A 22,745-nucleotide genomic window follows, 5' to 3' on the forward strand; every position below is an offset into this window, starting at 1 on the left:
ACAAAGGCCGCACCGGGGCTGAGCAGAAAGACGATGGCCGCGCTGACTTCCGATTCCGTACCGATGCGTTTGAGCGGCACGTGCTCGCGCAGGGTGGGAATGATTGCCTTGAATGCGCCTTCGTAGGTGTCCATGCCACTGGAGGCGATCCAGCCCGGGGCCACGGCGTTGACCCGGACCCCGGCGTGGCCCCATTCGTAGGCGGCGGTCTTGGTGAAGTTGTCCATCCCCGAGCGCGCCGCGCCGGAGTGGCCCATGCCGGGCATGCCGCCCCACATGTCGGCGAGCATGTTGACGATGCTGCCACCATGGCGGCTCATGGACTGGTTGAACACTTCCCGGGCCATCAGGAAGCCGCCCACCAGATTGGTGCGCAGCACGGTTTCGAAACCTTTCTGGTTGATCGAAGCCAGGGGCGCCGGATATTGGCCACCGGCATTGTTCACCAGGCCATGGATCGGACCAAAGCGCTCGATCAACTGCGCCACCAGGGTCTTGACCGCTTCCTCGTCGCGAATGTCGCAGGCTTGCCAGTGGGCCAGGCCGCCGTCCTCGGCAATTTCGCCTGCGACCTTCTGCAGTTTCTCCGCCTTGCGCCCCACCAGCAGCACCTGGGCGCCCAGGGCCGCCAGCTCATGGGCCGTGCAACGGCCGATGCCGCTGCCGCCGCCGGTGACGATGATGGTCTGGCCGGCAAACAGTTGTGCCTTGAAAATCGAGTCGTACACCACGGCAGCTCCTTTAGTTGACGGCGTCGGCGATGCGCTGGGGCACCGGGATCTGGATTTCCAGCAACTGCTGGGCGAAGGCCTTGCCTTGCGGGTCGATGCGCAGGCTGGCGACACCGCCGCCGCCCAGGGCGTTTTCCAGCAGGAAGTTGAGGCCATGAATGCCCGGCAGGTACCAGCGCTGTACACGGCCGAGGACCGGGTCCAGCACATGCCCCATCCAGTCCACCAGCACTTCGGGGGTCAGGGCTTCGGCGATCCACGGCAGGTAGTCGGGATGACGCGCCAGCACGCCGATGTTGCTGTGGTTGCCCTTGTCGCCCGAGCGCGCCACCGCCAGCTTGACCAGGGGCACGCTGGCATCGGGACGGCCTTGGGGCTTGGGCAGTGAATGCGGGGCGGGCAGGGCGCTGGCGTCCAGGCGGTCGACTTCGGGCAGGGCGCAGGGATGACGCTGGCCGGCGAGGTCGATTTCCAGGTGGCAGGCGTCCTTGTCCAGCAGGAAAGAAAACAGCCGGATCACCGGATACACCGTGGGTCGTCCGCCGACGATGCCGGTCAACCCAGGAGCCATGCCGGTGGCCGCCTGGGCAATCTCCCGGGAGAACAGCACCAGCGCCGCCTTGTGCGGATGGCGCACCGCCAGCTTGATCACCACTTCGCGGCTGTCCTGGCGCCGGCCATGGGGGCCGTAGGTGGCCTCGCTGCCCAACAGTTCGATGTTGACTTCGCTGTAGTCCGGCCAACCACGCTGGCTGAACATTTCGCGGGTCTTGTCGATGATCGCCTGGCTGACCCGGCGCGCCTTGGCCACCGCATCGATCCCGGCCATCAGGCAACTGGCGGTGCAACGGAAACCATCCGGGTAGGTGGCACTGACCTTGTATTGATGGCTTGGGGGCAGGCCCTTGGCGCCCTGGACCCGGACTTCATTCGGTGCCGACTGCTGCACCTGCACCTGGGAGAAATCGCACACCACATCGGGAAGCAGATAAGCCCGTGGATTACCGATTTCATACAGCAACTGCTCACCGACTGTCAGCGGACTGATGAGCCCACCGGTCCCCGGGGCCTTGCTGACCACGAACCCGCCGTCGGCGTCGACCTCGACGATGGGGAAGCCGATGTGCTCGTAGTCCGGCACGTCGCGCCAATCGGTGAAGTTGCCGCCGCTGCACTGGGCGCCACATTCGATGATGTGCCCGGCCAGCGCCGCCTGGGCCAGGCGGTCGTAGTCCCGCCAGGACCAGGCGAACTCGTGAACCAGGGCGCCACTGACCACCGCGCTGTCGACCCCGCGACCGGTGATCACGATATCCGCTCCCAGGCGCAGGGCCTCGACGATGCCCGGGGCACCCAGGTAGGCATTGGTGGAGACGCACATCGCTGGCAAGGGGGCGTCACTGAACATTTCCTTGATCCCGGCGCCGGCCAGTTGCTTGAACTGCGGTTGCAGGTCGTCCCCCAGCAGCACGGCGATCTTCAGCGCCACCCCGGCCTGCTCGCAGGCGGTACGCAAGGCACTGGCGCAGGCGTGGGGATTGACCCCGCCGGCATTGCTGATCACGCGGATCTGCTGTTGATGGATCGAGGCCAGCAGCGGCTTGAGCACCTCGACAAAATCCGTGGCGTAACCCGAGTCCGGGTCTTTCATGCGGGCCCCGGCCATGATCGACAGGGTGATCTCCGCCAGGTAATCGAACACCAGGTAATCCAGGCGTCCACCTTCCACCAGTTGCGCGGCGGCGCTGCTGGTGTCGCCCCAGAAGGCGCTGGCGCAGCCGATTCGTACGGTCTTGGTCATGGCAGGGCTCTCGAGAAAAGAACTGCGAGGAGGCTACCAAGCAAGCGCTTGGTTTGTAAATGGGCGAGTGAATTCTTCCACCCAAGCGCTTGCTTGGTAGCAGTGAGGGGCTTAAATTGCGCGCGTTACAGCCGGTTTCCGGCTGAGCTTTTGACGAAGTGACGGTAGGAGAACACCGGTGGACGAGCAAAAAGCCTTGCAGGTAGTGCGCGAGCTGATCGCCAGCGGACAAGTGACCGATCCCGAGAGCGCCCGGGGCAAGCTGTTGCAGACCGCCGCGCACCTGTTTCGCAACAAGGGCTACGAACGCACCACGGTGCGGGATCTGGCCGGTGCGGTGGGTATTCAATCCGGCAGCATCTTCCACCACTTCAAGAGCAAGGACGACATCCTGCGCGCCGTGATGCAGGAAACCATCCACTACAACACCGCCTTGATGCGCGCCGAACTGGCCGAGGCCGGCAGCGTGCGCGAGCGAGTGCTGGCGCTGATCCGCTGCGAACTGCAATCGATCATGGGCGGCAGCGGCGAAGCCATGGCAGTGCTGGTCTATGAGTGGCGCTCGCTGTCCCCGGAAGGCCAGGCCGCGGTCCTGGCATTGCGGGACATCTACGAACAGATCTGGCTGCAGGTGCTGGGCGAGGCCAAGGACGCCGGATTCATCAAGGGCGATGTGTTCATCACCCGACGCTTCCTCACCGGCGCCCTGTCCTGGACCACCACCTGGTTCCGCGCCCAGGGCAGCATGACCCTTGAGCAATTGGCCCAGGAAGCCTTGCTGCTGGTACTCAAGGATCATTGAGGCGCTGATTTATTCTCTGCCGCGAGATTGTCGAAGCGCCTGAAAACGCCTAGCTTTACGGCATCCCTTTTCACTTATCCGAGGTGTGTTGCCTTGATGTCCTTGCCGCTGCGGTCAGCCTTGCGAATGCTCTTGCTGGCGCTGGCAACACTTTGGGTCTGTCCGGCCTCCTCGGCGCAGCTGGTGCGGGTCGCGGCGGCGCATTTCCCGCCCTATACCGTCCGTCCTGAAACCGGTGCCGATACCGGTTTGCTGCCGCAGTTGGTGGAAGTCCTCAACCAGTCCCAGGACGAATACCAGTTCGTCCTGGTACCCACGTCGATTCCCCGGCGCTTCCGAGACTTCGAGCAAGGTCGGGTGGACCTGGCGATCTTCGAGAATCCGGCTTGGGGCTGGCAGAACATTGCCCATACCAGTGTCGATATGGGCCTGGAAGATGCGGAAATTTTCGTTGCTCAGCGTGAGCCCGGCCGGGACCAGGAGTATTTCGTTGACCTCAAGGGCAAACGCCTGGCGCTGTTCAGCGGTTATCACTACGCCTTCGCCCAGTTCAATGCCGACCCCAAGTACCTGGCCGATACCTACAACGCCACGCTCACCTATTCCCACGACAGCAACCTGCTAATGGTGCTGCGGGACAGGGCGGACATCGCCCTGGTGACCCGTTCCTACCTCAGCGACTTCCTTGCCCGCAATACCCAGAGCAACGGTCAGTTGCTGGTGTCCCAGCGCATCGATCAGGTCTACCACCATTACACCCTGATCCGGCCCAAGGCGCCCATCAGCGCCGAAGACTTTGCCGGGCTCCTGCAAAAACTCCGGGACAACGGCCAGATGCGCAGAATCTTCGATCCCTACCGCATCGTCGTGATGCCCGTACCCCACGCCTGAGGGCCCGGGTTTGCCCGGTTCTGCGGGGCACGCGCCTAAATTTCTCCTGCCGGCCCACGTCACTTGGTTGAATGCCCATTGACGGTGAGCCTTGCCATGTCCCTTGTGAATCCGCTGAGTGTCGAGGCTGTGTCCGCAGGCAGGGTGCCGGTGATCGACGAGGTTGCCGGCCGGCAGCGGCTGTTCGAATGGATGTGTACCCGGGGGCAGGTGCCCGCGCCCATCGATGCCCAGTCCGTAGAGGAGGCCCGGCAGGACCGGCTGGCATTCTGGTTGTCGGCGCAGGTGCATGCGCTGTACCTGGACCCGCCGGGCACGCAAGCGCCCCCGGCATTCGCCCACGCCCCCTCCTGTGCCGGGCATAACCGTTGTCGGTACTGCCAGCAGGAGTTCGATCTGTTGCACAAACGTGCGGCGTTGCTGGTGCTTGGCCAGAGCGGCCTGCTTGAGGTGTGAACACGGCTCAAGCCAGGTGATGCAGGGTGCCGGTCGCAGGTCAGCGGCGGGCGAAGGTATCGGGTCGGTTGCCCGAGACTTTGCGGCAATGCACCAGGGCATCGCGAATCATGAAGTTCACCAGGGTCGGCGAGACCCCCAGCTCCTTGGCGATGTCCTTTTGCGGGACGCCGTGCAGGCGATACATCTCGAAGGCGTAGCGCGTGCGGCTGGGCAGCTCGGTCAGCGCTTCGGCGATGTTTTCCAGGGTGGAAAAATTCATGTGGGAGGTTTCAGGTGAAGCGCCATGAATGACCACATTCAAGCCTTCCTCTTCAGTGCCTGAATACTTCTGCTCCAAGGCCTGCTTGCGGTAGTGATCGATGGCCAGGTTGCGCACGATCTGGAACAGGTAACTGAGCTGGGCCTTGAACGAGGAGGTGATTTGCGGCGCCGACTGCAGGCGGAAAAAGGCATCCTGGACCACATCTTCAGCCCGGGATCGGCAGCCGGTAATACGGGCTGCGATCTTCACCAGGATCAGACGGTTGTCGACAAAAGCCTGGAGTAACGGTGAATCGCACCTGCTTGTGGATACTTGTTCCGTCATGGAAATCACCTTGCTGCAAAGAGGTAAGTGGGACGTCAGAAAAATCTGACCTGTCCTACACATCGAGCGACAAATTAGGCTGAATGATAATGATTGTCAATTGAGAAAAAGAACTAATGCTCTCTGTCGGTGCAGATTGAGAACGGCTGCTCGTTCATGAGCTGGATCAGGGCCTTGAAGGGCAGCATGCGGACTAATTATTTCAAGACGTCATCCGTTCTCATTGGAGAAAGATTCCGGGCAGCAGGTCCGGCTACGGCGCCCTCCGGATGCCCATGACTTTCTTATAACTATTTGATTTATAGCTAGTTATTAAGGTTATGGGAGAGCAGGGCCCGCTCTCCATTGCAAGCACAATCCTGGCAGGAAACCCCATGACGGACGCGTTCGAACTCCCCAGCACCCTGGCCCAAGCCCTTCAACGCCGGGCAGTCCTGGCACCTGATCAAGTGGCGTTGCGCTTTCTCGCCGAAGAGCAGGATCAGAGCGTGGTCCTCAGTTACCGGGACCTGGACCTTCGTGCGCGCACCATTGCTGCGGCTCTGCAAGCCAACGCCGAATTCGGCGATCGCGCGGTATTGCTGTTTCCCAGCGGCCCGGACTACGTCGCGGCGTTCTTCGGTTGCCTGTACGCCGGGGTGATAGCGGTGCCGGCCTATCCGCCGGAATCGACCCGGCGTCATCACCAGGAGCGCCTGATCTCGATCCTCGCCGACGCCGAACCGCGTCTGCTGCTGACCAGCGCCGGGCTGCGGGAGTCGCTGGCGCAAATGGACGAGCTGCAGGCCGCGGGCGCGCCACAACTGCTGTGCGTGGACACCCTGGACGCCGGGCTGGCCGAAGACTGGCAGGCGGTTGAGCTTAAGGACGACGACATCGCCTTCCTGCAATACACCTCCGGTTCCACCGCGCTGCCCAAGGGCGTGCAGGTCAGCCATGGCAACCTGGTGGCCAACGAACTGCTGATCCGTCGCGGTTTCGGTATCGATCTCAATCCGCACGACGTGATCGTCAGTTGGCTGCCGCTGTACCACGACATGGGCCTGATTGGCGGCCTGCTGCAACCGATTTTCAGCGGCGTGCCCTGTGTGCTGATGTCGCCGGCCTACTTCCTGGCGCGGCCCGTACGCTGGCTGGAAGCGATTAGCGAATACGGCGGCACCATCAGCGGCGGGCCGGATTTCGCCTACCGCCTGTGCAGCGAGCGAGTCAGTGAATCGGCCCTGGAGCGTCTCGATGTCAGTGGCTGGCGCGTGGCCTATTCGGGCTCCGAGCCGATTCGCCTGGACACCCTGGAGCGTTTCGCCGAGAAGTTCAGCACCTGCGGTTTCAGCCATGACAATTTCCTTGCCTCCTACGGCCTGGCCGAAGCCACCCTGTTCGTCGCCGGTGGCGTGCGCGGCCGGGGCATCCCGGCGCTGCACCTGGACGACCAGGCCCTGGCGCAGAACCGCGCCGAGCCGGGGCAGGGCAGCGCGATGATGAGCTGCGGCTTCAGCCAGCCGGAACATGCCGTGCTGGTAATGGATCCGCAGCAACTGGGCGAATTGCCTGACAACCGTATCGGCGAAGTCTGGGCCGCCGGACCGAGCATTGCCCACGGCTACTGGCGCAATTCTGAAGCCACCGCCAAGACCTTCGTCCAGCATGCCGGCCGTACCTGGCTGCGCACCGGCGACCTGGGTTTCCTGCGCGAAGGCGAACTGTTCATCACCGGGCGCCTGAAGGACCTGCTGATCGTGCGCGGGCACAACCTGTATCCCCAGGACATTGAAAAAACCATCGAGCGCGAAGTGGAAGTGGTGCGCAAGGGCCGGGTGGCAGCGTTCGCGGTCAGCGACCAGGGCCAGGAAGGCATCGGCATCGCTGCGGAAATCAGCCGCAGCGTGCAGAAGATCCTGCCCCCCGAAGCGCTGATCAAGGCCATTCGCCAGGCGGTCGCCGAAGCCTGCCAGGAAGCGCCGAGCGTGGTGGTGCTGCTCAACCCCGGGGCCTTGCCGAAAACCTCCAGCGGCAAGTTGCAGCGCTCCGCCTGCCGCACCCGTCTGGCCGATGGCAGCCTGGATTACTACGCGCTGTTCCCCCAGGCCAACAGCGAACCCGCCCGCGTCGGCGAAGGTTCTGGCGATGAGCTGCAAAACCTGATCGGGCGGATCTGGCAGGAACAGCTGCAATGCGCGGCAGTGGCCGCCGACGATCACTTCTTCCTCCTGGGAGGCAACTCCATCGCGGCCACCCAGGTCATGGCCCGCCTGGGTCAGGAACTGGGCCTGGAGTTGAGCCTGCGCCTGTTGTTCGAGGCCCCGACCTTGGGCGCCTTCAGCGCCGCAGTGGCGCGCCTGCAACAGGACGGCGGCGTGGCCCAGGGCAGCATTCAGGCCCTGTCGCGCCAGCAGCCGCTGCCCCAATCCCTGGCACAGAACCGTCTGTGGATCACCTGGCAACTGGACCCGCACAGCAGCGCCTACAACATTCCCGGCGGCCTGCGCCTGCGTGGCGAACTGGACGAAGACGCCCTGCGTACCAGCTTCCAGCAGTTGCTCCAGCGCCACGAAGCCCTGCGCACGCGCTTCTTCGAGCGTGACGGCCAGGCCCTGCAGCAGGTGGACGCGGCCGGCGAATTCAATCTGCAAGTGATCGATATCAGCGATTTGCCTGTGGCCGAGCGTGAAGCCCGGGCGCAGCAGATCCGCGAGGATGAAGCCCATACCCAGTTCGACCTGGAGCAAGGCCCGCTGTACTGGGCGACCCTGGTGCGCCTGGATGACGAAGAGCACCAACTGCTGCTGACCCTGCACCACATCATCGCCGACGGCTGGTCGCTGAATGTGCTGATTGACGAGTTCTCCCGGCTCTACGCAGCAGCGGCCCAGGGGCAGAGCCTGGAGCTGGCTCCCCTGAGCTTGCAGTACGCCGACTACGGCAGCTGGCAGCGCCAATGGCTGGCCCAGGGCGAAGGCCAGCGTCAGCTGGACTACTGGAAGCGCCAGCTGGCCGACGAGGCTCCGGTACTCAGCCTGGCCACCGACCACCCGCGCTCGGCCCAGGTCCGCCACAGCGCGGCGCGCCACAGCCAGCGCTTGAGCGCGACCCTCAGCGAGGCGATCCGCCAGACTGCCCAGGCCCAGCAAGTGACGCCGTTCATGCTGTTGCTGGCCACCTTCCAGACCCTGTTGCACCGCTACAGCGGGCAGAGCGATATCCGCATCGGTGTGCCCAACGCCAACCGTCCGCGCCTGGAAACCCAGGGCCTGCTGGGCTTTTTCATCAACACCCAGGTAATGCGCGGTCAACTGGATTCGCGCCAGACCTTTGCTGAGCTGCTGCAACAGACCCGCAGCACCGCGCTTGAAGCCCAGGCTCATCAGGACCTGCCCTTCGAACAGTTGCTCGAAGCCTTCCCCGAAGCCCGCGAGCAAGGCCTGTTCCAGGTCATGTTCAACCACCAGCAGCGCGACCTCAGCGCCTTGCGCCGTCTGCCGGGGCTGCTGGCCGAAGAGCTGCCGTGGCACAGCCGCGAAGCCAAGTTCGACCTGCAACTGCACAGCGAGGAAGACCGCAACGGCCGCCTGAGCCTGGCCTTCGACTACGCCGACGAGCTGTTCGAGGCGGCCAGCATCCAGCGTCTGGCCGGGCATTTCATCAGCCTGCTGGAGCATGCCTGCCTGCAACCGGACTGCGCCCTGGGCGACTTGCCGTTGCTCGGCAACGCCGAAGCGGCGCAACTGCAGCAATGGAGCGTGGCCCCCTGCGCGCCGGCCGAGCAGTGGCTGCCGGAGCGCCTGCACGAACAACTGCGCCAGAGCCCGGAACGCACCGCGCTGGTCTGGGACGGCGGCCAACTGAGCTTCGCCGAGCTCCATGCCCAGGCCAACCGCCTGGCTCACTACCTGCGGGACAAGGGCGTCGGCCCGGACGTGTGCGTGGCCATCGCCGCCGAGCGTTCGCCGCAACTGCTGATCGGCCTTCTGGCAATCATCAAGGCCGGCGGCGCCTACGTACCCCTGGACCCGGACTACCCTGCCGAACGCCTGGCCTACATGCTCGAAGACAGCGGCGTGGGCCTGCTGCTGACCCAGACCCATCTGCTGGGCCGGATGCCCGAAGCCCCGGGTGTCAGCGCCATCGCCATGGACAGCCTCAAGCTCGACAGCTGGCCGAGCCACGCGCCGGGCCTGCACCTGCACGGCGAACACCTGGCCTATGTGATCTACACCTCCGGTTCCACCGGCCAGCCCAAGGGCGTCGGCAACACCCATCGCGCGCTGATGGAGCGCCTGCAATGGATGCAGGACAGCTACCAGTTGCAGGCCGACGATGTGCTGATGCAAAAAGCCCCCATCAGCTTCGACGTGTCGGTGTGGGAATGCTTCTGGCCACTGATCACCGGTTGCCGCCTGCTGATCGCCGCCCCCGGCGAGCACCGCGATCCCCATCGCATCGCCCAGCTGGTGCAGGAGTACGGCGTCACCACTCTGCACTTCGTGCCGCCGCTGTTGCAGCTGTTCGTCGATGAGCCGCTAAGCGCCGAATGCCACAGCCTGCGCCGGGTGTTCTCCGGTGGTGAAGCCTTGCCCGCCGAACTGCGCAATCGCCTGCTGCAACTGTTGCCGAACGCGCAACTGCACAACCGCTACGGGCCCACCGAAACCGCGATCAACGTCACCCATTGGCAGTGTTCGATCGATGACGGCGAGCGCTCGCCCATCGGCCGCCCGCTGGGCAATGTGCTGTGCCGGGTGCTGGATGCCGAACTCAACCTGATGCCCGTCGGGGTGCCCGGCGAGCTGTGCATCAGCGGCCAGGGCCTGGCCCGGGGTTACCTGGGACGCCCGGCGCTGACCGCCGAGCGCTTTGTGGTCGACCCCCTGAGTGAGGAGGGCGCGCGCCTGTACCGCACCGGTGACCGCGTACGCTGGTGCGCCGACGGCGTGCTGGAATACCTCGGCCGCCTCGACCAGCAGGTCAAGCTGCGGGGCTTTCGGGTCGAGCCGCAGGAAATCGAAGCGCGGCTGCTGGCCCAGGACGGCGTGGCCCAGGCCGCGGTGCTGGTGCGGGACACCGTCGCCGGCCCGCAGTTGATCGGCTACTACACCGCCCAGGCCAGCGACGAAGATGAAACCGAGCAACGCGCTCGGCTGACAAGCGCCCTGGCCGCCGAGCTGCCGGAGTACATGGTGCCGGCGCAACTGCTGCGCCTGGACGCCATGCCCCTGAGCCCCAGCGGCAAGCTGGATCGCCGGGCCCTGCCGGAGCCGCAATGGCAGGTGCGCGAGCACGTCGAACCGAGCACCGATCTGGAACGGCAGATCACCCAGATCTGGCGCGAAGTGCTGGGTCAGCCACGGATCGGCCTCAAGGACGACTTCTTCGCCCTGGGCGGGCATTCCCTGCTGGCCACTCAGATCATTTCCCGCACCCGCCAGGCCTGCGACGTCGAACTGCCGCTGCGGGCGCTGTTCGAAGCCAGCGAACTGGGAGACTTTGCCGAACAGGTGCTGCTGATCCAGCAGTCCGGCGCGCGCAACCAGCAGCCGCCGATTGCCCGGGTCGACCGCAGCCTACCGGTGCCGCTGTCCTATTCCCAGCAGCGCATGTGGTTCCTCTGGCAGATGGAGCCGGACAGCCCGGCCTACAACGTCGGCGGCATGGCGCGGCTTTCCGGGGTGCTGGACGTGGGCCGCTTCGAGGCGGCGCTGCAAGCGCTGATCCTGCGCCACGAAACCCTGCGTACCACCTTCCCCAGCATCAATGGCGTGGCCCGTCAGCAAGTGCATGCCGACACCGGCCTGCGCATGGCCTGGAAGGACTTCTCGGCCCTGGCCCCTGATGCGCGGCAGCAGCGTCTGCAACAACTGGCGGACAGCGAAGCGCACCAGCCCTTCGACCTGGAAACCGGCCCGCTGCTGCGCGCCTGCCTGGTCAAGGCCGGCGAGCAGGAGCACTACTTCGTCCTGACCCTGCACCACATCGTTACCGAAGGCTGGGCCATGGACATCTTCGCCCGCGAATTGGGCGCGCTGTACGAAGCCTTCCTCGACGACCGCGAATCGCCCCTGGAACCCTTGCCGGTGCAGTACCTGGACTACAGCGTGTGGCAGCGCCAGTGGCTGGAATCCGGCGAGCGCCAGCGCCAGCTGGACTACTGGACCGGGCAACTGGGCCGCGAACACCCGCTGCTGGAGCTGCCCAGCGACCGGCCACGGCCGGCGGTGCAAAGCCACCAGGGCGAGCTGTACCGCTTCGACTTGAGCGACGAGTTGGCGGCCCGGGTGCGCGCCTTCAATGCCGAGCACGGCCTGACCCTGTTCATGACCATGACCGCCGCACTGTCGGTGCTGCTGTACCGCTACAGCGGCCAGAGCGACCTGCGCATCGGCGCGCCGGTGGCCAACCGCATCCGCCCGGAAAGCGAAGGGCTGATCGGCGCCTTCCTCAACACCCAGGTGCTGCGTTGCCAGCTCGACGGGCAGATGAGCGTCGGCCAGTTACTGGAGCAGGTGCGCCACACCGTGATCGAGGGCCAGTCCCACCAGGACCTGCCGTTCGACCATCTGGTGGAAGCCTTGCAACCACCGCGCAGCACCGCCTACAACCCGCTGTTCCAGGTGATGTGCAACGTCCAGCGCTGGGAATTCCAGCAAATCCGGCAGTTGGCGGGCATGACCGTGGAATACCTGGTCAACGATGCCCGGGCCACCAAGTTCGACCTCAACCTGGAAGTCACCGACCTGGATCAGCGCCTGGGCTGTTGCCTGACCTACAGCACCGACCTGTTCGACGAGCCGCGCATTGCGCGCATGGCGGCCCATTGGCGCAATCTGCTGGAGGCCTTGCTCAGCGATCCGCAACAGCGTCTGTGCGAGTTGCCGCTGCTGCACGCCGAGGAGCAGCAACAGCTGCTGGACAGCTTGAGTGTCGAGCCTGGCGAGCAACGTCTGGACCAGTGCATCCACCACCTGTTCAGCGAACAGGCCCTGGCCCGCAAGGACGCCCCGGCCCTGACCTTCGCCGGGCAGACCCTGAGCTACAGCGAACTGGACAGCCGCGCCAACCGCCTGGCCTGGATGCTCCGCGAGCGCGGTGTGGGCCCGCAGGTGCGAGTCGGCCTGGCCCTGGAGCGTTCCCTGGAAATGGTCGTCGGCCTGCTGGCGATCCTCAAGGCCGGCGGCGCCTACGTGCCTCTGGACCCGGAATACCCCCTGGACCGCCTGCACTACATGATCGAAGACAGCGGCATCGGCCTGCTGCTCAGCGATGCGCGGATGTTCGCCGCCCTGGGCGAGCTGCCGGCCGGAGTCGGCCGCTGGTGCCTGGAAGAGGACGGTGCGCTGCTGGCCGACTACCCGGCGGGCGAATTGCCCTTCATCAGCCTGCCCCAGCATCAGGCGTACCTGATCTACACCTCCGGTTCCACCGGCCAGCCCAAGGGCGTGGTGGTGTCCCACGGGGAAATCGCCATGCACTGCCAGGCGGTGATCCGCCGCTTCGGCATGCGCCTGGACGACTGCGAGCTGCACTTCTATTCCATCAACTTCGACGCCGCCACCGAGCGCTTGCTGGTGCCGCTGCTCAGCGGCGCCCAGGTGGTGCTGCGGGCCCAGGGCCAGTGGGACGCCGAGGAAATCTGCCAGCTGATTCGTCAGCATCGCATCAGCATCCTTGGCTTCACCCCGAGCTACGGCAGCCAGTTGGCCCAGCATCTGGCGACCCAGCAGCAGACCCTGCCGGTGCGCATGTGCATCACTGGCGGCGAGGCCCTGACCGGCGAACACCTGCAGCGCATCCGTGCGGCCTTCCAGCCGAGCCTGTTCTTCAACGCCTACGGCCCCACCGAAACCGTGGTCATGCCTTTGGCCAGCCTGGCGCCGGAGCAATTGGCGGACGGCGTGGCCAGCGTGCCCATCGGCCGCATCGTCGGGGCCCGGGTGGCTTACATTCTCGATGCCGATCTGGCGCTGGTGCCCCAAGGGGCGACCGGTGAGCTGTATGTCGGCGGTGCCGGTCTGGCCCAGGGTTATCACCGTCGTCCGGGGATGAGTGCCGAGCGTTTTGTCGCCGATCCGTTCGCCACCGACGGCGGGCGCCTGTACCGCACCGGGGACCTGGTGCGCCAGTGCGCCGACGGCCAGCTGGAGTACATCGGCCGGGTCGACCATCAGGTGAAGATTCGCGGCTTCCGCATCGAGCTGGGGGAGATCGAAACTCGTCTGCTGGATCATCCGGCCGTGCGTGAAGCGGTGGTGCTGGCCTTGGATACCCCGGCCGGCAAGCAGCTGGCTGGTTACCTGGTGACCGAGGTGGCCGAGCACAACGAGGTGCAGCAGGCCAACCTGCGTGAAGCCCTCAAGCAGCAACTGAAAACCCAGTTGCCGGACTACATGGTGCCGACCCACCTGATCCTGCTCGGCAGCATGCCGTTGACCGCCAACGGCAAGCTCGATCGCCGAGCCCTGCCGATGCCCGATCCGGAGCTCAATCGCCAGCAGTACGTGGCGCCGAGCAACGCGCTGGAACAGACCCTGGCCGGGGTCTGGGGCGAAGTGCTGAACGTGCAGCAAGTGGGCCTCAACGACAATTTCTTCGAACTGGGGGGCGACTCGATCCTGTCGATCCAGGTGGTCAGCCGTGCCCGCCAGTTGGGGATTCACTTCACCCCGCGAGACCTGTTCCAGCACCAGACCGTGCAGACCCTGGCGCGGGTCGCCAGCCACACTCAGCGCGTCAGCGCCGAGCAGGGCCAGCTCAGTGGCGAAGCGCCGCTGACGCCGATCCAGCACTGGTTCTTCGACAGCCGCATTCCCCAGCCGCAGCACTGGAACCAGGCTTTGTTGCTGGAACCGCTGGGCACCCTGGATGGGTCGTTGCTGGAGCAAGCGCTGTTGGCGGTGCTGGAGCAGCACGACGCCCTGCGCCTGCGTTTCTCTCAGGCAGGCGGGCAGGCAGGCGGGCAGTGGCGCGCCGAGTACCTGCCGCTGTCCGACGCACCCTTGCTGTGGCAGGTGCGGGTGCCGTCCATGGACACCTGCGAGGCGCTGTTCGCCGATGCCCAGCGCAGCCTCGACCTGGAACACGGGCCGCTGTTGCGGGCGGTGCTGGTGGACGGCCCTGAAGGCGAGCAACGCCTGTTGCTGGCCATCCACCACCTGGTGGTGGACGGCGTGTCCTGGCGCGTGCTGCTGGAGGATCTGCAGAACGCCTATCGTCAGCTGGAGGCCGGGCAGGCCCTGAACCTGCCGGCCAAGACCAGCGCCCTGCGGGACTGGTCGAGCCGCCTGCAAGCCTATGCCGGCAGCGAATCCCTGCGTGAAGAGCTGGGCTGGTGGCAGCAGCAACTGGCCGGCCCGGCCGCGCAACTGCCGGGGCTCAAGGCCACTGGCAGCCAGCAGCATCAGCAGGCCCAAAGCCACAGCGTGACCCTGGATGCCGAGCGCACCCGCCAGCTGCTGCAACAGGCCCCAGCGGCCTACCGCACCCAGGTCAACGACCTGCTGCTGACCGCCCTGGCCCGGGTGCTGTGCCGCTGGAGCGGGCAGCCTTCGGCCCTGGTGCAACTGGAAGGCCACGGCCGCGAGGCGCTGTTCGACGAGATCGACCTGACTCGTACCGTGGGCTGGTTCACCAGCGCCTATCCGTTGCGCCTGACCCCGTTGCAAGTGGAAGAAGCGGCCGGGCAGGGCGCCTCGATCAAGGCTATCAAGGAACAACTGCGGGCCGTGCCGCACAAGGGCCTGGGTTACGGCGTGCTGCGCTACCTGGCGGATGAAAGCTGCCGCGAGGCCCTGGCAGCGCTGCCGCTGGCGCCGGTGACCTTCAACTACCTGGGGCAGTTCGACCAGAGCTTCGGCGCCGACGCACTGCTGCGTCCGCTGGATGAATCCGTCGGCCCGGCCCACGCACCGGAAGCACCGTTGCCCAACGAACTGAGCATCGACAGCCAGGTGTATGGCGGCGAGCTGGTGCTGCGCTGGACCTACAGCAGCGAACGTTTCGACGCCGAGCTGATCGGCGAGCTGGCGGACGCCTACCTGGGCGAGCTGCACAGCCTGATCGCCCATTGCCTGAAGGACGATGCCGGTGGCCTGACGCCGTCGGACTTCCCCCTGGCGCGCCTGACCCAGACCCAGCTCGATGGCCTGCCGGTGCCGGCTGTGCAGATCGAGGATGTCTACCCGCTGACCCCGATGCAGGAAGGCATGCTGCTGCACACCCTGTTGGAGCCGGGCACCGGCCTCTACTACATGCAGGACCGCTACCGCATCAACAGCGAACTGGACCCGGAGCGTTTCGCCCAGGCCTGGCAGACGGTGGTGGCGCGCCACGAAGCCTTGCGCGCGTCTTTTTGCTGGAACGTCGGCGAAGACATGCTGCAAGTTATCCACAAGCCGGGCCGCACCCCGATCGAATTCCTCGACTGGAGCGCGGTACCCGAGGCCGAGCAGGAAGCCAAGCTGCAAACCCTGCATAAACAGGAGCGCGAGGCCGGTTTCGATCTGCTCAACCAGGCGCCGTTCCACCTGCGGCTGATCCGCGTCGGTGCGGCCCGTTACTGGTTCATGATGAGCAACCACCACATCCTCATCGATGCCTGGTGCCGCTCCTTGCTGATGAACGACTTCTTCGAGATCTACACCGCCCTCGGTGAAGGTCGCGAGGCGCAGTTGGCGGTGCCACCGCGCTACCGCGACTACATCGGCTGGCTGCAGCACCAGAGCCTGTCGGAGGCGCGGCAGTGGTGGCGGCAGAACCTAGAAGGTTTTGAACGCACCACGCCGATCCCCAGCGACCGGCCGTTCCTGCGGGAACACGCCGGCGACAGCGGCGGCATGACTGTCGGCGACTGCTACACCCGCCTGGATGCCCGGGACGGCGCGCAACTGCGGGAACTGGCGCAACAGCACCAGCTCACCGTCAACACCTTCGCCCAGGCGGCGTGGGCTCTGGTGCTGCGGCGCATGAGCGGCGATCGCGACGTACTGTTCGGGGTCACCGTGGCCGGGCGCCCGGTGGAAATGCCGGAGATGCAACGCACCGTCGGCCTGTTCATCAACAGTATTGCCCTGCGGGTCAAGCTGCCCCAGGACGGTGAGCGCTGCAGCGTGCGCCAGTGGCTCAGCGCCTTGCTCGACAGCAACATGCAGCTGCGTGAATACGAGTACCTGCCGCTGGTGGCGATCCAGGAAACCAGCGAACTGCCCAAGGGCCAGCCGCTGTTCGACAGCCTGTTCGTGTTCGAGAACGCGCCGGTGGAAGTCTCGGTGCTGGACCGTGCCCAGAGCCTGAACGCCAGTTCGGATTCCGGCCGCACCCACACCAACTTCCCGATCACTGCCGTGTGCTACCCGGGGGATGACCTGGGCCTGCACCTGTCCTACGACCAGCGCTACTTCGAGCAGGCGACCATCGAGCGCATGCTCGGCGAGTTCAAGCGCCTGCTGCTGGCCCTGATGCAGGGCTTCCATGGCGACATGGCCGAACTGGCGCTGCTGGGTGAAGAGGAGCAGGACTTCCTGCTGGCCGGCTGCAACCAGAGCCAGCATGAGTACCCGCTGGAGCGCAGCTACGTGGAGCTGTTTGAAGCCCAGGTGGCGGCCCATCCGCAACGCATCGCCGCCAGTTGCCTGGACCGGCGCTACAGCTACGCCGAGTTGAACCGCTACAGCAACCGCTTGGGTCATGCCTTGATCGCCAACGGCGTGGGCTTTGATCAGCCGGTGGCCCTGCTGGCCGAGCGCGGCCTGGAACTCTTGGGCATGATCATCGGCAGCTTCAAGGCCGGGGCCGGCTACCTGCCCCTGGACCCGGGCCTGCCGGGCCAGCGCCTGGGCCGTATCATCGAGCTCAGCCGCACGCCGATCCTGGTGTGCAGCGCGGCCTGCCGTGAACAGGCCCAGGCCCTGCTGGACGAGTTCGGCTGTGCCGGGCGTCCGCGGCTGCTGGTCTGGGAAGAGCTGCAAGCCGCCGGGCATGCCGAGCACAACCCGGGCCGCTACAGCGCGCCGGACAACCTGGCCTACGTGATCTACACCTCCGGTTCCACCGGCCTGCCCAAGGGCGTGATGGTGGAGCAGCGCGGCATGCTCAACAACCAGTTGAGCAAGGTGCCGTACCTGCAACTGAGTGAGGCCGACGTGATCGCCCAGACCGCGTCCCAGAGCTTCGACATTTCGGTCTGGCAGTTCCTTGCCGCACCGCTGTTCGGCGCTCGGGTGGACATCGTGCCCAACACCATCGCCCACGATCCCCAGGGCCTGTTGGCTCACGTCCAGGAGCAGGGCATCACGGTGCTGGAGAGCGTGCCGTCGCTGATCCAGGGCATGCTCGCCCAGGACGCCATCGCCCTGGATGGCCTGCGCTGGATGTTGCCCACCGGCGAGGCCATGCCGCCCGAGCTGGCGCACCAGTGGCTGCTGCGTTATCCACAGATCGGTCTGGTCAACGCCTACGGCCCGGCGGAGTGCTCCGATGACGTGGCCTTCTTCCGTGTCGATATGGCCTCGACCCGTGGCGCCTACCTGCCCATCGGCACGCCCACCGACAACAACCGCCTGTACCTGATGGACGAAGCCCTGGAGCTGGTGCCCCTGGGCGCGGTCGGCGAGTTGTGCGTGGCCGGTACCGGTGTTGGCCGCGGTTACGTCAGCGACCCGTTGCGTACAGCGCTGGCCTTCGTGCCCCATCCGTTCGGTGCTGCGGGCGAACGCCTGTACCGCACCGGCGACCTGGCGCGCCGGCGCAGCGACGGCGTATTGGAATACGTTGGCCGGATCGACCATCAGGTGAAGATCCGTGGCTATCGCATCGAGCTGGGGGAGATCGAAGCGCGCCTGCATGAACAGCCGGAACTGCGCGATGCCGCCGTGGGCGTGCAGGAGGGCGTCAACGGCAAGCACCTGGTTGGGTACCTGGTGGCCAGTGACACGAACCTGAGCCCGAGCGAATGCCTGGAGCGGATCAAGCCGCGGCTGCGCGCCGAACTGCCGGAATACATGGTGCCGCTGCACTGGCTATGGCTGGAACGCCTGCCCCTCAACGCCAACGGCAAGCTCGATCGCAAGGCCCTTCCGGCCCTGGAGATCGGTCAGTTGCAGAGCCAGGACTATCAAGCGCCGGGCAATGAACTGGAGCAAACCCTGGCGGACATCTGGGCCGAGGTGCTCAAGGTCGAACGGGTGGGCGTGCGCGACAACTTCTTCGAGTTGGGCGGGCATTCCCTGCTGGCGACCCAGATCGCTTCACGGGTACAGAAGACCCTGCAACGCAACGTGCCGCTGCGGGCCATGTTCGAATGCAGCACGGTGCAGGAGCTGGCCGCGTACATCGACGGTTTGGCCGGGAGTGAGATCAGCGAGGAGAAGGTCGACCGGCTGAGTGATCTGATGGCCGAGCTGGAGGGGCTGTGATCGACGGATGAGCGGTGGGGCGTTGTTCGCGCAGCAGGAGGACCGACATCTGGCGTAGGAGCCGGCTTGCCGGCGAAGAGGCCCGCAAGCCTTGCATCGTCCTGGCCGACGCCTTTGCTGGCAAGCCAGCTCCTACGGGCGAAGAGGCCCGCAGGTCCTCTGCTATGATCGCGCCCGGCCCAGGTCCAAGCACCTGCGCCGGGCGTTTTCATTCAAGGACCGCAACCATGGCAGAACAGCTTTACTGGCGCGACATCGAAGATTCCCTGGGCAACTGGAGTGGCCTCGGTGTCGAGGTCGAACCGGGCTCCACGGACAGACCGCCGTTGTACCTGCGCACCGGCGCCAATGCCCGGATCAAGCTGATGCACCACGACATGCCGTTGTTCTGGGCCACCCTGGCCCGGGACCACGGCGGCGTCTGGCTGGTGCGCAACCCGCTGGCGGACGGCGCCGCATGCCGGCTGCTGGCACCCATCGACTCACCCACCGTGGAGCAGCACGCCGCCCTGGCGCCCGAGCTGCGGATCAAGGCCTGGAGCCGCTATTTCGTCAGCCGTCTCAGTGAAAGCGCCCGGCACTTCCTCACCCCCGGTTTCTGGCTGGCCCAGGGCCTGCTGCCGGAGCCCTCCAGCACCGCGAGCGGCCTGGACCACTGGCGCTTCACCTCGGTGATCGACCCTTTGACCCATGTGCCCAACTGGCACCTGTACGGCGAGGATTTTCTCGACAACCTGCAACCCCAACCCCTGGAGTGGATCGACTGGTGGCATGGCGGCGGCAAGCTCATCGGCCTGCACCGTGTCGACCCCGAGGCCGGGCGCCTGAAGTGGTGGCGCAAGAAGGCCCGCGAAGGCAGCCTGCCGCCGATCCTGTTGTGGTACGTCGGCGGGTTGGCGTCCTACGTGGTGATCGACGGCCATTACCGTTTGCAGGCGGCCATCGCGGAAAACCTTGCGCCATCATTCATCGTCCTCAGCGCCACCCGCGAGCGCGGCTTCGCACCGAGCCTGGAGCATCAGCAACGGGTCATGGATTCACTGCGCAAGCGCGGCGACGCGGTGCCGCGCAACCCGGCCCTGAGCACCGAGAACCTCAACCGGGTGCTGATCCAGGCGTTCGATGACCGGCCGCAGTACCGCAGCGCTACCCCGGCCTGGGCCGGCAATGAGCCGGAGTCGCAGTGGTGCGACGAGGTGCGTCAGTGCCTGGGCGGGCAAGGGTTGGCAGACGAAGTAGACGCGGTCATTGGTCGCCATGGGTAAAGCGCTGGCCGCCTTCGCTGGCAAGCCAGCTCCTACAGGCGAATGCGCCCTCCAGCCCTCTGCTATAGTCGCGCCTGCCCGCCGCAGGGCCGGTCATTGATCAAGGATTAGGGACAATCGTGGAACAGATTTTCTGGCGTGATATCGAGGATTTGGCCGGCCACTGGAACGGCCTCGGCGTGGACGTCAAACGCCCGGCCAGTGGCAAGCCCAACCTGTGCCTGCTCAGTGGCAACAACAGCCGTATGCAGTTGGTGCTCGGCGACCAGACCCTGCTCTGGGGCACCATGTCCCGCTGCCTGTATGGCGTGTGGCTGGTGCGCAATCACCTGCCGGAGCAACTGCCGCAAACCCTGGTGGGCCCCATCGACTCGCCTCAGGTGGAACAACAGGCGCGCCTTGACCCGGCGCTGCGCCTCAAGGCCTGGAGCCGCTTCTTCGTCGAGCAATTGATGCAGCACCAGCCGGACTTCTTTTACCCCGGCTACTGGCTGGTGCGGGCCCTGCGCCCGGCATCGCAGAAACCGATGCGGCCGCTGCTCAGCGGCACCGAAGCCTGGTACTTCAAGGGCGGTGAAGACGCCCTGAGCCATATGCCGCAGTGGGCGATCTATGGTCGTAACATCCTCGACAACCAACAGGCCGGTACGGCGCGCTGGGTCGGGTTGGGGGAGTACGGTGGCGCAGTAGTCGGCCTGCATGCCGTGGACCCGCATTCCGGGCGCTTGAAGTGGTGGCGCAAAAAAGCCCGCGAAGGCAGCTTGCCGCCGATCCTGCTGTGGTACGTCACCGGTCTGAGCTGCTATCTGATTCTCGATGGCCATTACCGCCTGCAGGCGGCCATCGATGAAAACCTGCCGCCGGAGTTTCTGGTGCTCAGCTCGCCGCGGCTCTACCACTATCGCCCCAACCCGCAAGAGCAGCAGAAGGTGCTGGGGGCGCTACAAGTGCAAATCCAGCGCAAAAAACTGGACACCGGGCGCTTCAACCAGTTGCTGATCAGCACCTTCGACGACCGGCCGTATCACGGCTTCGGCAGCCAGTCCTGGGCGGGGATTGCCTCGGAGCAGGCGTGGATCGACCAGGTCAGCGGCATTCTCAAGGAACGCGGTGACCTGAGCGACCTGGAGGAAATCCTCGAACGCGAAGCGCCGGAAGAGTACCGTTGACCGCCACCCCCGGATTTGCCGCGGCGCTGGGGGATTTGCAACGACGAACGTTGATTTTCATGATCGGCAAACTGGATAATGATAACAATTACCATTAGCGTGCCGGTCTCGATGCACAGTCCCGTAGACACCAAAGCCATAGTTGCCAACCTCTATAGCGAGAATTACCGCTGGTTGCGTGCCTGGCTGTATCGCCGATTGCAGTGCCCGCAGGATGCCGCGGATCTGACTCAGGACACCTTCGTGCGCACGCTGACCGCCGGCCAACTGGCCGATCTCAACGAACCGCGGGCCTTTCTCGCCACGGTGGCCAGGCGCTTGTTGAGCAACCTGTTCCGGCGCCGTGCCCTGGAGCAGCAGTACCTGCTGGAACTGGCGCGGATGCCGCAGGCCTTCAGCCCCTCCGAAGAGGAGCTGGCGCTGGTACGCGAAGCGCTGGAACTGATCGACCGGCTGCTCGAAGGTCTACCGCAACGGGTGCGCCATGCTTTTATCCTGCATCGCCTTGAAGGCCTGGCGCAGCCGCAGATCGCCGAGCGCCTGGGAGTTTCTCTGGCGACCGTCGAGCGCGACCTGCGGCGAGCCTTCCTGCATTGCCTCAGCGAGCGCGCCGCATGAGCCGTACCGCCAGCGACCAGGCCAATCGCGCCGCCGTGGACTGGTTGCTGAAGCTGGAATCCAGCAGCCAGGGAGATGCCGTGCAGCAAGCCTTTGCCCACTGGCTGGCGCAGAGCGGCGAACACGCCGCTGCCTGGCAGCGGGTCAACGCCGTGCTCAGCCAGCCCTTGCAGCAACTGCAGAGCAGCGAGCAACTGCAGGCGGCCAGCCGGGCCTTGCGATCGCTGCCTTCGCCAGCGCGGCGCAAAGTGCTGGGCGGCGGGCTGGCGTTGCTGGTGCTGGGAGGCGGTGCTGCCGGGCTGGTTAACCGCGTGTTGCCCTTGGGTCAGGTGCTGGCCGACCTGGATACTGCCACCGGCCAGCGTCAGTCCATGATCCTGGCCGATGGCAGTCGGCTCCACCTGAACGCCCGCAGCGCCGTGGATATCCGCTTCGATGCCGGGCAGCGGCGCATCGTCCTGCGTGAAGGCACGGTGCAGGTCGACGTCGCCGCCGACCCGGCGCGGCCGTTTATCGTCGAAAGCCGCGAGGGGCGGGTGCAGGCCCTGGGCACCCGTTTCATGGTCAGCCGCAACGATCTCGGCAGTCTGGTTTCCGTGCAGCAACACAGCGTGCTGCTGACCACCGCCCAGGGGCGCCAGCAGCGGGTCGAGGCCGGTGAAGCCTTTGCTTTCGACGCTCAAGGCATCGAGCGTCAGGCACCGTCGTTGCGTACCCGGGTGGACTGGCTCGACGGCCGCATCGATGTGCGCAACGAGCCCCTGGGCGAATTGATCGAGCTGCTGCGGCCCTACCGCAGCGGCCTGTTGCGCATCAGCCCGGAAGCGGCGCGGGTCCGGGTCTATGGGGTGTTCCCCTTGGATGACAGCGATCAGGTGCTGCGCTCCCTCGGCGAAACCCTGCCGATCCAGGTGACTCGCTATGGCTTCTGGCTGACCCGTATCGAGCTGCGCTGATTGTTAAAAAAGCCAGGAACAGTGAGGGGGTTCGGTTTTTCCCGTGTCCTGGTTATGGAAAGCC

The 22,745-nt window shown here is 65.5% G+C and carries 10 protein-coding genes and 1 pseudogene; 8 read left to right on the top strand and 3 right to left on the bottom strand.

Going from position 1 to position 22,745, the window contains the following annotated elements; translation table 11 throughout:
- Both BLX41_RS25505 and BLX41_RS25510 read right to left on the bottom strand, forming a co-directional pair.
- Positions 1-731: pseudogene (locus tag BLX41_RS25505) on the bottom strand (SDR family oxidoreductase); the annotation flags it as partial.
- Positions 732-741: 10 nt separating this feature from the next.
- Positions 742-2,532, bottom strand: coding sequence for an acyclic terpene utilization AtuA family protein (locus BLX41_RS25510; RefSeq protein WP_123727112.1), 1,791 nt, complete (start codon positions 2,530-2,532; stop codon positions 742-744).
- Between the two features lie 178 nt (positions 2,533-2,710).
- On the opposite strand from BLX41_RS25510, the gene BLX41_RS25515 reads away from it, so the two are divergent.
- From BLX41_RS25515 to BLX41_RS25525, 3 genes are all read left to right on the top strand, one after another.
- Positions 2,711-3,334: a TetR/AcrR family transcriptional regulator gene (locus tag BLX41_RS25515; protein WP_102880406.1), complete on the top strand. Its 624-nt coding sequence runs from the start codon at positions 2,711-2,713 to the stop codon at positions 3,332-3,334.
- A gap of 96 nt (positions 3,335-3,430) precedes the next feature.
- Positions 3,431-4,225 carry a substrate-binding periplasmic protein gene (locus BLX41_RS25520; protein ID WP_123727113.1) on the top strand — a complete coding sequence of 265 codons (795 nt, stop codon included), beginning with the start codon at positions 3,431-3,433 and terminating at the stop codon, positions 4,223-4,225.
- 96 nt (positions 4,226-4,321) lie between these two features.
- Positions 4,322-4,681, top strand: coding sequence for a pyoverdine biosynthesis protein (locus BLX41_RS25525; protein ID WP_123727114.1), 360 nt, complete (start codon positions 4,322-4,324; stop codon positions 4,679-4,681).
- Between the two features lie 40 nt (positions 4,682-4,721).
- Here BLX41_RS25525 and BLX41_RS25530 read toward each other — a convergent pair whose 3' ends face one another.
- The gene (locus tag BLX41_RS25530; protein WP_011062465.1) at positions 4,722-5,270 is read right to left on the bottom strand and encodes an RNA polymerase factor sigma-70; all 549 of its coding nucleotides are present in this window, start codon (positions 5,268-5,270) and stop codon (positions 4,722-4,724) included.
- 374 nt (positions 5,271-5,644) lie between these two features.
- Between BLX41_RS25530 and BLX41_RS25535 the strand changes: the two genes are divergently transcribed.
- The 5 genes from BLX41_RS25535 to BLX41_RS25555 all read left to right on the top strand — a co-directional run bounded on the left by BLX41_RS25535 (position 5,645) and on the right by BLX41_RS25555 (position 22,681).
- A complete protein-coding gene (locus BLX41_RS25535) occupies positions 5,645-18,673 on the top strand; it encodes a non-ribosomal peptide synthetase (protein WP_123727115.1) in 13,029 nt (4,342 codons plus the stop codon).
- A gap of 227 nt (positions 18,674-18,900) precedes the next feature.
- Positions 18,901-19,938 (top strand): hypothetical protein, encoded by a 1,038-nt coding sequence (locus BLX41_RS25540; protein ID WP_123727116.1) that lies wholly within the window; start codon positions 18,901-18,903, stop codon positions 19,936-19,938.
- 119 nt (positions 19,939-20,057) lie between these two features.
- A complete protein-coding gene (locus BLX41_RS25545) occupies positions 20,058-21,107 on the top strand; it encodes a hypothetical protein (RefSeq protein WP_123727117.1) in 1,050 nt (349 codons plus the stop codon).
- A 111-nt stretch (positions 21,108-21,218) separates the two neighbouring features.
- A complete protein-coding gene (locus BLX41_RS25550; RefSeq protein WP_041752437.1) occupies positions 21,219-21,725 on the top strand; it encodes a sigma-70 family RNA polymerase sigma factor in 507 nt (168 codons plus the stop codon).
- A complete protein-coding gene (locus BLX41_RS25555) occupies positions 21,722-22,681 on the top strand; it encodes a FecR family protein (RefSeq protein ID WP_123727118.1) in 960 nt (319 codons plus the stop codon). Before BLX41_RS25550 ends, BLX41_RS25555 begins: the two co-directional genes overlap by 4 nt.
- Positions 22,682-22,745 lie beyond the last annotated feature (64 nt).

Source organism: Pseudomonas protegens (genome assembly GCF_003732485.1).
Taxonomy (GTDB): domain Bacteria; phylum Pseudomonadota; class Gammaproteobacteria; order Pseudomonadales; family Pseudomonadaceae; genus Aquipseudomonas; species Aquipseudomonas protegens_B.